General features: G+C 64.0%; 10 protein-coding genes. 3 read left to right on the top strand and 7 right to left on the bottom strand.

Annotated features, from left to right (window positions below):
- The first annotated feature begins 11 nt into the window (after positions 1–11).
- Complete coding sequence (locus ACIQT2_RS15700; protein WP_402948155.1) at positions 12–1,847, top strand: acyltransferase; 1,836 nt, start codon at positions 12–14, stop codon at positions 1,845–1,847.
- Here the strand turns inward: ACIQT2_RS15700 and ACIQT2_RS15695 are convergent.
- From ACIQT2_RS15695 to ACIQT2_RS15665, 7 genes are all read right to left on the bottom strand, one after another.
- Complete coding sequence (locus ACIQT2_RS15695) at positions 1,830–3,236, bottom strand: right-handed parallel beta-helix repeat-containing protein (RefSeq protein ID WP_402948152.1); 1,407 nt, start codon at positions 3,234–3,236, stop codon at positions 1,830–1,832. The two genes, ACIQT2_RS15700 and ACIQT2_RS15695, sit on opposite strands and share 18 nt — an antisense overlap.
- Positions 3,237–3,276: 40 nt before the next feature.
- Positions 3,277–4,206, bottom strand: coding sequence for a carbohydrate kinase (locus ACIQT2_RS15690; RefSeq protein WP_402948149.1), 930 nt, complete (start codon positions 4,204–4,206; stop codon positions 3,277–3,279).
- A 13-nt stretch (positions 4,207–4,219) separates the two neighbouring features.
- Entirely contained in the window at positions 4,220–5,785 is a 1,566-nt protein-coding gene (locus ACIQT2_RS15685; RefSeq protein WP_402948146.1) for a glycoside hydrolase family 32 protein, read from the bottom strand.
- Between the two features lie 42 nt (positions 5,786–5,827).
- Positions 5,828–6,868 carry a LacI family DNA-binding transcriptional regulator gene (locus ACIQT2_RS15680; RefSeq protein WP_402948143.1) on the bottom strand — a complete coding sequence of 347 codons (1,041 nt, stop codon included), beginning with the start codon at positions 6,866–6,868 and terminating at the stop codon, positions 5,828–5,830.
- Between the two features lie 84 nt (positions 6,869–6,952).
- A complete protein-coding gene (locus tag ACIQT2_RS15675) occupies positions 6,953–7,987 on the bottom strand; it encodes a carbohydrate ABC transporter permease (RefSeq protein ID WP_402948140.1) in 1,035 nt (344 codons plus the stop codon).
- Complete coding sequence (locus ACIQT2_RS15670) at positions 7,987–8,874, bottom strand: carbohydrate ABC transporter permease (protein WP_400333163.1); 888 nt, start codon at positions 8,872–8,874, stop codon at positions 7,987–7,989. The genes ACIQT2_RS15675 and ACIQT2_RS15670 overlap by 1 nt, the downstream gene beginning before the upstream one ends.
- An 88-nt stretch (positions 8,875–8,962) precedes the next feature.
- On the bottom strand, positions 8,963–10,249 hold the full coding sequence (locus ACIQT2_RS15665) for an ABC transporter substrate-binding protein (protein WP_402948137.1): 1,287 nt from the start codon (positions 10,247–10,249) through the stop codon (positions 8,963–8,965).
- Positions 10,250–11,160: 911 nt separating this feature from the next.
- Here ACIQT2_RS15665 and ACIQT2_RS15660 point away from each other — a divergent pair.
- Both ACIQT2_RS15660 and ACIQT2_RS15655 read left to right on the top strand, forming a co-directional pair.
- Entirely contained in the window at positions 11,161–11,355 is a 195-nt protein-coding gene (locus ACIQT2_RS15660; RefSeq protein WP_400333166.1) for a hypothetical protein, read from the top strand.
- Between the two features lie 81 nt (positions 11,356–11,436).
- Positions 11,437–12,642, top strand: a complete 1,206-nt coding sequence (locus ACIQT2_RS15655) for a NosD domain-containing protein (RefSeq protein WP_402948134.1) — start codon at positions 11,437–11,439, stop codon at positions 12,640–12,642.
- The last annotated feature ends 6 nt before the right edge of the window (positions 12,643–12,648 follow it).

Below are 12,648 nucleotides of genomic sequence, written 5' to 3'. Positions count from 1 at the left end.
ACAATGAGGGAATGCATGCGCTCAGTTACGACTACTCACCCTGGACCTTCTGGAACAACGCCTCAGCGGAGGAACACCAAGCACAAATCGAGCACCAGAAGGCCTTGGCCCAACGCAACGGCGTGACCATCGGGGAGCGTGCATTCCTGTCCCCGCTTGCCAATGTAGACGCGGAGACGTTCGCCATCGGCCCGGATTCGTATGTTGCCGCCCACGCCTATGTCACGGGCGAGGTGTCCATGGGGGAGAACTGCACCATCAACGCCTTCACGGTGGTACGGGGTGCCGTGACCATGGGCGATGCCGTGCGGATCGGCGCGCATACCTCCATCCTTGGCTTCAACCACTCCATGGACCCGGCCCAGCCAGTCTTCAGGCAGCCGCTCAGCAGCAGGGGCATCGTGATCGGGGACGACGTCTGGATCGGTTCCAACGTGGTGGTGCTGGACGGCGTCACTGTGGGATCGCACGCAGTCCTCGCAGCAGGGGCCGTGGTGACCAAGGACGTGCCGGAGTGGTCCGTGGTGGGCGGGAATCCGGCCCGGCAGCTGCGGGACCGGCGGGATGGTGTGGCAGGTTCCTCTGCGAGCACGCGTCCGGAGGCTGGTTTGGTCCCTGCCGTTGCGGGTCCGGACGATGGTTTGGTACCGGTCATCGCGGGTCGGGACGCTGGTTTGGTCTCTGTCGTTGCGGGTCTGGCCACGGTCAGCGCCAACGACGGCGGCCTCCGGTCCAGGCTCACGGCGTTCGCTGACGCGGCATGCGCCCAGGCGACGGACGTGCTGTCCCGGTGCTGGGTAGGCGAGGACGACGGGTATTTCGTTGACCAGCCGGGTGCTCCACGCACGGTACGCGCCCAGTGCGATGCCGTGGAGATCGCGGACTTGCTGCTCGGCTCAGCGCCCCCACAACTGCCGGCTTCCGAACAGGCCCGTCGACTGGCCGGGCTGCAGGATCCGGTGACAGGCCTGGTTCCCGAATTCGGGACACAACCGGACGCCTCCCTTGAGTTCGGAAAGGGCCCGGCCACTTATCACGTGCTGTCCGTCGGCTACGCCTTGGATCTTCTGGGCAGTGGTTTCCCGCACCCCATCCGCGCCGTCGCGAACATGGGCGCCGCTGAGTTGGTGTCGGCACTGGAGGCCCTGCCGTGGCGCAAGGAAGCGTGGGAGTCCGGGGCATGGGTGGATGCGTGGGGAACAGCGGCTTACTGGAACCTTGCCCGGCAGCACCGCCTGGCTGCCGCGGCCACCGGATTCAGCCGACTGGACTCGCTCAGCAGGGTCAACCCCCACAGCGCCGGGTCCATGGAAGCCTTGTTCGGCTGGCTGCTGGCACGGGTGAATCCAGCCAGTGGAACCTGGGGAACGCCGGCACATGACACCCGCCTCAAAGTGGTGAACGGCTACTACCGGCTCACCAGAGGCACGTTCGCCCAGTTTGGCCTCCCTGTTCCGCACGTGGAGAACCTCGTGGACACGGTCCTGGAACACGGAGCCGATCCACGGTACTTCGCCGCAGGCAGCCAGAATGCCTGCAACGTGCTGGACGTGGTCCATCCGCTGTGGCTGGCCTCGAAGCAAACCACGTACCGTGCCGGCGACGGGAAAGCGTGGGCCACCCGCCAACTGGAGCAGGCGCTCACGTGGTGGCATCCCGGCGAGGGCATGGCCTTCAGCGCTTCGCCGGACAGCGGCGTGCAGCACTTGCCAACATTGCAGGGCACCGAGATGTGGCTGGCCATCATCTGGTACCTCGCAGACATCGCCGGCCATGCCGAAGTGCTGGGCTACCGGCCACGTGGCGTGCACAGGCCAGAGCCGGCGTTTTCACTGCCGCGGCTGTGACAGCCCATCCACCTGGGACGCAACGAGCTGGGAAGCAACCGGCCCGGCCAGGATGCCAATGCCGGGAGTTGCCCTGAGGGCATTGCTTGCCCTGTCCGCGACAACCTGCGCCTCGGTACCGGAATCCAAAATGGTGTTGCGTGTGGACGCGGGATCCACCATGACGGTGGTGACGTCCAGGCTGTTGGTGGCCCGGGCTGCCAACAAGGCGTCCACCTGGGCTTCGAAGCAGGATTCACTCGAGGTGGCATGGACATCCTTCGCCACCACGTGGTTGGTGGAGACGAAGTTGCCGCTTCCCTCCTTCAACCGGATGGCCACGGGCGTTGCGCCCTGCGGCTTGATGCTGTCCGACCCGATGACCAGCGAGAAGTGGTTTGAAACGAGTGTGTTGTCGCTGCCGTCCACGCTGAGAAGTCCGTGCATGTCGTCAAGGCCGTTGTCGATCCCGAAAAAGGGCGCCCACGGCTCGTGGTCGCGGAGGAAATGGTTGGTGGCAACAAGGTTTTCGGAACTGTTCGATCCCAGGACCACCATTCCCGGGTAGAACGAGTGCAGCCGGTTGTTGGAGATATTGGAGCGGGTGACGCCTTCCAAATGGATGCTGCTGGCACCGCGTGGAAAGACGTTGTTGGCAGTGACCAGGAGTCCGCCGTGGTTCTCGGCATAGATCGAATGGCCCTTGAAACCTGCTCCGATCAGATTATCGGTGATCTTCGAGGCCTGTCCCCAGCCACGCAGTTCGATGCAGCTGCCGCATTCTGCGATGAAGTTGTCGTGGATGGACAGGGCATCTGCGTTGTGGATGGTCAGGGCGTTCTCAAGGTAGATGAAACCCATTCCGTTGAAACGGAAGGAGTCATTGGCACTGGCCACGAAAACGCCGGTCTTGCCGTTGGAGTACGTGTTTTCGGCTGGCAGTTGGGAGCCGTCCGCCGAGAAGTGCAGGCCATCGATGCAGAAGTTGGTGAACTCCACGGAGCTGATGCGCGGGCTGCCCTCCCGCTTGATGAGGAAAGCCGCTCGCTCGGCCTGCCCGGCATCGGAGCCGAGGGAAAGGTCCACCAGGACCCGGCTCCCGCCGGGCCAGAGCTCGTGCAAGCCGGGCCATTCTTCCTGCGGCACGTTGTACCGGATGCTCGACGACGTGAAGCCATGCCCCGAGCCTTGGATTTTCAGGAAGCTGATGTCGATCAGCACTTGGGTCCGCAGGCAGTAGTCTCCCGGCGGCAAGTAGATAACGCCACCCGGCTTGCCGCCGTCGTTCGCGTCGCTGTCCGTTTGCCGTTCTTTGATGTCGGCGATGATGCTGTTGATGACTTCGCCAATGTCCTCGGCCGGGTTGCCGACGGGCCAGGTTGTGACGTCGTAGTAGTTGTTGCTGGTCATGGCTTGTTCCCTCTGTGTGGTGGTCTGGGAGTTTGTGGAGCTACTGGGCAGAGGGTTGGATTTCCGGGAGTCCTGCCTGCAACTCTGCCAGCGTGGGCGGGTTGGCACCCGCCCTGCGTACGGTGATTGCCGCCGCCTTGGTTGCCATATGGCCCAAGGATTCCAGGGCTTTGGGCGTCAAACCTGTACCGCCGTGCTGGAGGAGTCCGTAGATCAGCGCGGACATGTAGGAGTCTCCCGCACCGATGGTGTCTGCCACTGCCGACCTCACTGACGGAATATCGACTGTTGCGCCTCGCGTCGACAACACGGAGCCCTCCGATCCCCTGGTAACCGCCACAAGGCCTGCACCGCATTCAAGGATCCTCTGGCGGACATCTTCGAGTGAGAGGCCTGGATAGAGCCATAGTGCGTCTTCATCGCTGAGTTTGACCACATCCGTGAAGGGGATGAGGTCTTCAAAGCTGCTCTTGGCCTCCGCCTGGCTGCCCAACAGGGCAGGGCGAAGGTTTGGGTCGAAAGTGACGACGCAGCGCTCATTAGAGTGCTGGAGCAACTCTTTGACCTTCGTGGCGCCCGGCTGGAGGAAAGCCGCGATGGAGCCGGTATGCAGGATTTTGGGGATGCCGGACGGAGCCGTCCGGCGTAGGTCCCAAGCGATGTCGAAGTCATAGAGTGCCGAACCGTCGGGCGCCAGGGTGGCGGTCGCCGTCGCGGTCTTGCCCGGCCGCTTGGAACCGGGGAGGAGCTTCACGCCGGCGCCATGGAGGTGTTGCTCGATCGCGGCAGCGTAGTGGTCCTCGCCCAGGGAGGTGAGCAGGCCGGTCGGTACCCCCAAACGCGCCAACCCGTAGGCGACGTTGGCGGGCGAGCCGCCCGGGTGTTCCACGGAGCCCTGCGGCGAGACGACGATGTCCATGAGCGCCTCGCCAACAACAACCACGTCCGGTGTCTGCTGGATGGTGTGCATTGCGGGTTCTCCTTTAGGCGAGTGCCGAGACGGTGAGCTTCAGGACCGTTGCCGTGCCGCCCTCCACCACCAGCCGGTTCCCGGTTTGTCCGGGGTGGGGGAACACAAGGTCCGTCAGGACGGCGGTTCCGTCCTGGGCGAAGACTTCCACGGACGCGTGATCCACCACCACGAGGAGCTTCAGCACGCCATCCACGGGAGCCACCGGCACTGACTCCACAGAGGCGAATTTCGCGTGGAATCCGGTGTCGCCTGATTGCGTGCGGTCAAGCGTGAGCCGGGCAGTGGCCGTGTCGTAGCGCAGGACCGTGCCGAGGGAATGGTCGCTGCTTTCCAGGAGCGTGAATCCCAGGCGTTCGGCGGTACCAAGGAGGATCTCGGCCTCGATGACCTGGGCGCGGCCTGATACGGCGTCCGGCAGCTTGACTGATGAATCCGCCAGTTCCAAGGAACCCGCGGTCCAAGGGATCCCGCGGTCCTGGAATGCGGGCCGCACGGGCCGCTGGACCAGGCGCGGAACGCCGCTGTCATTCGAGAGGCGCAGTTCCCGGGCCAAGGTCATGGAGGAACGCCACGGGGAGGTTGGCAGGTGGTTGGCGTAATCCCAGTTGTTCATCCACCCGATGATGATCCGGCGGCCGTCCGGCGCGTTGCTGAAAGAGACAGACGCGTAGCAGTCACGTCCCCAGTCCAGCCACAGGCTTTGCTGCAGGGCCTCCGCCTGGGCGGAAGGGTCACGGAGGGACGCCAGTCCGGAAGGCGCCACCAGCGAATCGGCGTCCGCAACGAAGCTCACGCCGTCGAAAGCTCCCACGAAGTACTGCCCACCGGAGCCTCCCGCCACCGCGCCGGGATTGACGTTGACGATCAACACCCATTTGACGTTGTCCGGATCACCGTCAACTTCCAAGGGAAAGAGGTCGGGGCATTCCCACTCACCTTCGTCGGCGTTGGCCGGTCCGAAGTCACTGAGGAAGTCCCAGGACTTGAGGTCCTCCGAGCGGTAGAACACCACTTTCTGCTGCTGGGCCTCGACGGCGGCCATCACCCAATACGTGCCGGCGTCGCCTTCGTAGCGGAAGACTTTGGGGTCGCGGAAGTGCGCCGAGTGACGGGTCAGGACGGGATTGCCGCTGTACTTTCGCCAGGTCATTCCGCCGTCCGTGCTGTACGCGAGGGACTGCGCCTGGGTGCCGCTGTGCGCCGAGGTGTCCTTGAAGGCGCTCGTGTAGACCGCCACCAGGGCCGGCGCTGCAGCCGAGCCGAAACCCGAGGTGTTGCCGTGGTCCACTATTACGCTGCCGGAGAAGATATCCTCCGTGGAGTCGCAGGCAATGGCCACAGGGTGTTCGGTCCAGTGCAGCAGATCGGGCGAGGTGGCATGGCCCCAGGACATGTTGCCCCAGACATTTCCGTAGGGGTTGTTCTGGAAGAAGAGGTGGTAGAGGCCGTTGTGAAAAACCAGGCCATTGGGATCGTTGAGCCAGGTATCCGCCGCCGTGAAATGGATGGCGGGCCGGAACCAGGGAGTGGCCGCCGGGGCTGTTTCCGGGCGTACGGCATCAAGGCTACTGGACATGGTGTGCGTTCCTTTTAGGACGGTGAAGGGTTCGGGTGGGGCTTACCGTGGGGCCGCGATGGATTCGCGCCGGACCAGGGGGCAGCCCAGGACTGTGGGGTGGAGGGCCATCGGGGCAAGGTCTGTCTTTCCCTCGATGGCGTCAATCAGGTGCTCTGTGGCCCAGGCACCCATTTCGTAGTGCGGGAGGGCCACAGTGGTGAGGCCCGGGTACAGGTTGGCCGCGATAAGTTCCTGGTCATCGAAGCCCACTACGGAGAGGTCCGCAGGAATGTTCAGGCCCAACTCTGCCGCAGCGCGGTAGGCGCCCATCGCCATCCGGTCGTTGTAGCAGAACAAGCCAGTGGGCCGGTCCTCCCGGGACAGGATCCGCTTGGCGGCCTCATAGCCCCCCTGCACTTCGGAAACCTCCGACTCGACAGGCGCCGCGCCGCCGTCGAGCCCCGCCTCCGAAAGCGTCGACCTGAAAGCGTGGAGGCGCTCGCGGGTGGCGGGGACATCATCGGTGTTGTTGATGAAGCCCACATGGGTATGGCCCGCGGCAAGCAACGCTCCGACGGCAGCCCGTGCGCCGCCGTCCTCGTCCGGGATCACTGCCGTGATGTTTCCTCCGGTGGCCACAGAGTCCACCAGGACCGAGGGTACGCTGCCGAGGTTGGACGGCAGTTCCACGTTCCGGTGGTACATGGTGGCGTACAGGATGCCGTCCACGCGGCGCTCCAGGAGGGCCTGGACATCAGCTTGCCGTGACTCGAGGCTGGCCGACCCGGGAGTGTTGATGATCATGAGGTTGTACCCGCGGGCCTTCGCGGCCTCGTCCGCGCCGAGGATGATCCGCCCCGCGTGCGGAGTGGTGGCGATTTCCTCACTGACCAACCCCAGCATGCCTGTCCGCTGCGTGCGCAGCGCCTGGGCCAGCCGGTTGGGTCCATAGCCAAGCTCCTCGGCAACGGACCGCACCTTGTCCCTGGTTTCAGGGCTGACCCGGGCGTAGGAGACCTCGTTGAGCACATGGGAGACGGTAGTAACGGACACACCGGCGGCGACGGCCACATCCTTGATACCGATGTTCTTGTTGCTCATCTGTCTTCCACGTCCTTATGGTTTGCGATGCCCGGGAGGGGCTATCAGTAGGCTACTCGGTGATGCCGGAGCTGATGTTGCCGGCTAACCCTTGACCGCGCCGAGCGTCATGCCCGCCACGATCTTGCGTTGCAGGAGCAGGGTCAGCAGGATCACCGGGATGGAATAGACCGCCGCGAGGGCTGTCATGGAACCCCAGTCCAGGCCGAACTGCGTCTGGAAGTTCGCGATCACCACGGGCGTAGTTTGGGAACGGATGGCCGTCATGAGCAGTGCGAACAGGAACTCGTTCCAGGACGCCAGGAAGGCGAAGATGGCCGTCACTGCGATGCCGCCGGACACCACGGGGATCACCACCCGCCAGAGCGCGCCGAGCCTGCTGCAGCCATCAACGGTTGCCGCTTCCTCCAGGTCCCGCGGAACGGCCTCGAAGAAGCTGGACATGAGCCAGATAGAGAGCGGCAGCGAGATGGTGGTGTGGGCAATGGACAGTGCAATGGGCGTGTCCGCAAGGCCAATCGAAGCCATCATGGACGCCAACGGGATGCCGATGGCCACCGGCGGCACCATGCGCGTTACCAGTGCGGCCATGATGAACACCCTGCCGCTCGGGGTCTTGTAGCGGGTGATGCCGTACGCCGCGGGGACAGCCAGGACCAAGGAGAGCAACGTGCTGATCACCGCAGTCTGGATGGAGTTGATGAACGACGCCACCACTCCGCCTCTGCCCAGCGCGTTGATGTAGTTTTCCAGCGTCCATTCCTTCGGAAGGATGGTGGGCGGGACCGCGATGGTATCGATCGGCGTCTTGAAGGACGTGAACAGCAAGTACAGGAACGGGAAACCGTACAGTACCATCGCGGCTGCCAACAGGATCCAGAGGATGGTCCGGGTGCTCCGGCGTCCGGCTTCGAGCCCTTCGCGGTTGGCTCCGCGGCGCCTGCGGGGCGGCCGGGCATCGGAAGCGTTCGACGCCGGCACTCGCGGCCCGCTGTGTTCGGCGGGTACGTTGGGGTGCTTTGCCGCCGCGAGCCGGAGGGCGATGCCTGTTCCGCGCTCCGGTGAGGCGGAAGCGGTACCCGTCCTGCCGCCGTCGTACGTGGATTCTGCGGTGCTCATCAGCTGTCCTTTCCTGGCCGCCAAATGGTGGCCACCGCGAAGAAGGCGACGGCGAGCATCGCGATGAGGTAGATGGTGCCCATGGCGCTTGCGAGGCCCGGATCGCCGAAGCGGATCATGGTGCGGTAGATCAGCAGGCTCATGGTTTCGGAGGCAGACTGGGGGCCGCCGTTGGTCTGGATAAGGATGGTGTCGAAGGCCCGGGCTGCGTCGATCCCGCGGACCACCAGCGCTACGGCGATTACTGGCCGCAGCAGCGGGATGATGATGCGGAACAGGAGGTCCGGTGCCCGGGCGCCATCCAGGCGGGCTGCCTCGATGAGGTCGCCGGGGATGTTCTGGAGGCCCGCGAAGAGGACGAGGCACATGAAGGAGGTGGTGAGCCAGATGTCCGGGATGGCGACGGAGAACAACACGATGTTGGGGTCGGACAACCAGCCGATCTGGTTTGGATTCTCCAGGAGTCCGGCTTGGTGGAGGAGGGTTCCGATGAGGCCGAAGTTGTCGATCATCAGGAACTTCCAGAGCAGGCCGGCCACAATCGGGGCGATCATGAGCGGGTACAGGAAGACGGTTCGCCAGATCTGGGACTTCTTGCCCAGCGTGGTGAAGAGGAGGGCCATGCCCAGACCAAGGGCGAACTCCAGGGTCACCACCACCACGGTGTAGGCGATGGTCCGCCAGCCTGCGCTGGTGAAGGCCTCGGAAGTGAAGGCGGTGACGTAGTTCTGGAAACCCACGAAGTCGCGGGGTCCGCCGGCGATGGGAGAGATCTTGAAGAAGCTGTCTGCCACCAGGCGGAACAGCGGGTAGGCGACGAAGACTGCCAGGAACAGAGCCGCTGGCGTCATCAGGAAGAGGGCGAAGCGGCGATCGGAGATACGCACGGTTTTCTTTTCTGCTGGGTTTGTTCTGCTGGTTGGGGCCGCGGCCGGCACTGTCCTTTGCCTGCGGACGGTGCCGGCCGCGGAGTCGCTACTTCAGGAGGTCCTGGATCTGCTTCTTGGCGTCGGCAAGGAGGGCCGAGGTGTCGCCGCCGGCCACCGCCTTCTGGAGCAGCGGGATCAGGACGGTGTCAACAATCTGCTGCCACTTGGCCGTTGCCGGTCGGGTTGCCGTGGCTGGAGCGTTGAGGGTTTCGATAAGCGGCTTGAAGCTCTCGTAGCCCGGCTTGTCCTGGTACTTTTCGAACGCACTGATGCGGGACGCCAGGCCGAGCTTGGAGTCGATGCCCATGCTGTTGTAGTCGTAGGCGCACTTGACGAACTTCTTGGCTGCCTCGGTGTTCTTGGTGGCCTTGGGAACGGACAGGTACCACGGTCCTGGGACGCCCGCGACGCCGGCGCTGCCGCCAATCATTGCTGCCGCTCCCACTTTTCCTGCCACCGGAGAATCGGCGGGGATCTGGCGGTAGGCGTGGGCCCAGAAACGGGTCATGGCGGTCTTGCCCTGGTTGAACAGGTTCTGTGCTGCCGCCCAGTCCACCTGCGCCGCGCCGCTTGGGGCGTCCTTGGCCAGGCTCACGTAGAAGTCGAGCGCCTGCTTGTGCGCGGCGTTGTCGATCACCACGTTGTTGTCCTTGTCCAGGACCATGGGGGAGCCGGCCTGGAGCACATGGGCCAGCCACTCGGTTTCCACGGCACCCTTGACGTCCGTGCCGAACATTCCGTCCTTGGTGAAGAACTCGGAGACGTCCTGGTACTGCTTCCAGGTCTTGGGGGCAGCCAGTTCATAGCCGTACTTGGCCTGGAAGTCAGCCTTGTTCTTGGCGTCCTCGAACAGGTCCTTGCGGTACAGGATGATCTCGGCGTTGGTCCAGGCCGGCATGCCGATGAAGTGGCCGTCCACGTTGGCTTCCTTCACCAGGGCCGGGAAGATGTCCTTCTTTGCCTCATCGGTGAAGAGCTCGTCGATGGGCTGGACGGCGTCCTTGAAGCTGGGGAGCCACACTGAGTCGAGGGCTGCTACGTCGAAGGAGACGTTGCCGGAGGAGAACTCGCTGGACAGGCGGTTGAACATGCCGTCGTAGGGGAGTTCCACGAAATTGACGTCGACTCCGGCGTCCTTCTTGCACTGTTCGGCTACGCCCGTGAGCTCGGCATGGCCGCCGGCTTCCACCAGGACGTTGACGGTGCTCGAGCCGCCCGATCCGCCGGACGATGGTGCGGGTCCGCCGGCGCCACAACCGGTGGCTACGAGTGCGACGGCGGTGCACAGCCCGCCGAGGGAGACGAGCTTGGAGATGGTCTTTCGAGTGGACATCGCTGTCGACTCACTTTCTCTTGAACGGAAATTGCAGAGAGATGTGGGGATTGCTTTTGGCTTTGAAAAATCGTTTTGCCAAAACGACTTGGCAACGACATTAGGGCCGGGTGGGCGGATGTGTCAACGGTGTCCGCAGAAATTTTTCGGCCCCTTGACGCCGGAGATTTTGCGGCCATAAAGTGATCCCCGCCACACGGCAAATCGTTTTGGCATATTTTGGCTGATGTGGCACGTGTTTTGGCATAGCTCTTCCTGTTCAGGCCCGCACCCGTTTGCGCCGTTCGCACCCGTACCCCGGGGTGCGTGGGATTGGGTCGCACCCGTTTGCGCCGATCGCCCCCGTACCCCGGGGTGCGTGGGGCGGGACCGGGTGCGCCTGGGGTTGCTTCCTTGGGTCGCACCCGTTTGCGCCGATCGCACCCGTACCCCGGGGTGCATGGGGCGGGTATGGGTGCGCTGCGTTTCACGAAGGGGTGCGCTGGGCGGGACCGGGTGCGCCTGGGGTTGCTTCCTTGGGTCGCACCCGTTTGCGCCGATCGCCCCCGTACCCCGGGGTGCGTGGGGCGGGTATGGGTGCGCTGCGTTTCACGAAGGGGTGCGCCGGGCGGGAAAGGGCGCGCCTGGGGTTGCTTCCTTTGGTCGCACCCGTTTGCGCCGTTCGCACCCGTACCCCGGGGTGCATGGGCTTGGGTCGCACCCGTTCCCGCTGTTCGCACCCGTACCCCGGGGTGCGTGGGGCGGGTATGGGTGCGCTGCGTTTCACGAAGGGGTGCGCTGGGCGGGAAAGGGCGCGCTTACCCGGGAGGGCCGCCCGCGCTCGAGCACTCAAGAGTGTCCCTCCACCCACCAACCCAGCGCCCGCCCACGCCAACCACAATCCAAGATCGTCAACGAATCAAAGGAGAGTCATGAATCGACCCCCATCCCTCAGCCGAAGGAGTATCCTCCGGCTGTTTCCCGCAGCGGCAGTAGCGGGCGCCGCCGTCGTGCTTTCGGCCAGGGAGGCACTGGCGAAGGACAGCGCTCCGGCGCGAAACCAGGAGCACTCCGCCGAGGCTATCCAGGCACCCCGAGGGCATCGAAGCATCATCGGAGTGCTCTAGAAGCAAGCAGTCAGCAACACCATCAACGCAAGTACCAGGCCACTCAAAGCACTACCCCCAACGATGTGAGGAGAACACGCAGTGACCACTGTTTACGACGTCACCACCTGGTCCGTCCCCGGCAACCCGTCCGCCACGCCCTACAACGATATTGGGCTGATCATCAACAGCATCATCGCCGATGTGAAATCCCAGCAAACCAACCAGGCATCCAAACCCGGGGCGGTCATCTACATCCCGCCGGGCGACTATTCGTTGAAGACCCGCGTCAACGTTGACATCAGCTTCCTCACGATCAGGGGCTCCGGGCACGGCTTCACGTCCAGCAGCATCCGCTACAACGCGGGCAACACCTCAAGCTGGCACGAGATCAATCCAGGCGGCAGCCGCATCCGCGTGGAGAACACCGACGGCAACTCCGATGCCTTCAGGGTTTACCGCACGGGCGATCCACGGCTCAGCTCCATCGTGTTCCAAAACTTTTGCCTGGACGGGGTGTCCTTCAACTCCAACCAGAACTCCTATGTGAACGGTAAGACGGGCATCCGCTTCGATTCGGCAAACGACTCCTGCCGGATTGAAGGCATGGGCATGGTTTACCTGGAGCACGGCCTGGTGGTCCGGGACACTGACGCGCTCAGCGTGAGCGGGAACTTCCTGGCAGAGTGCGGAAGCTGCGTCGAACTCACGGGATCCGGGCAGGCCTCCAAGGTGACGGACAACTTGATCGGCGCGGGGTACGTGGGCTTCTCCATCTTCGCCGAGGGGCACATGGGCCTGCTGGTCAGCGCCAACAACGTGTTCCCCCGGGGCAAGAGCAGCGTCCATTTCAAGAACTGCACGCGGTCGTCCATCACGGCCAACCGGTTCCACGCGTTCTATCCGGGCATGGTGAACTTCGAAGGCAGCTGCACGGAGAACCTCGTGGGGGCCACCCATTTCCTCCGGCAGATGGAACCCTTCGATCCCCTCAAGCCGTACAACAACGGACTCGATGACCTCTTCGGACTGGTACACCTTGCCGGCAGCGGAAACACAGTGACCGGGAACCATTTCAGCTACGACGTCCCGTCCGGCTCCGTGAGTCCGTCCGGCCAGAAACCCACCATCGTCCTGGTGGCTTCGGGCGCCAACAACTACATCGCCGCGAACAACACGGTGTCATCCGTGGCGGCGAACACGGTAGTGCTGGATGGCTCCACCACTGGAACCAAAGTGCTGGACAGCGGCGGGACAGGCGAATTCGTGCATTACTCCAGTTCCTATTCGTTCCGGGCCACACCCTGACCCGAC

Origin of the sequence: Paenarthrobacter sp. NPDC090522, assembly GCF_044769225.1 — a bacterium.
GTDB lineage: Bacteria > Actinomycetota > Actinomycetes > Actinomycetales > Micrococcaceae > Arthrobacter.
This window is presented reverse-complemented; position numbering and strand designations above follow the sequence as displayed.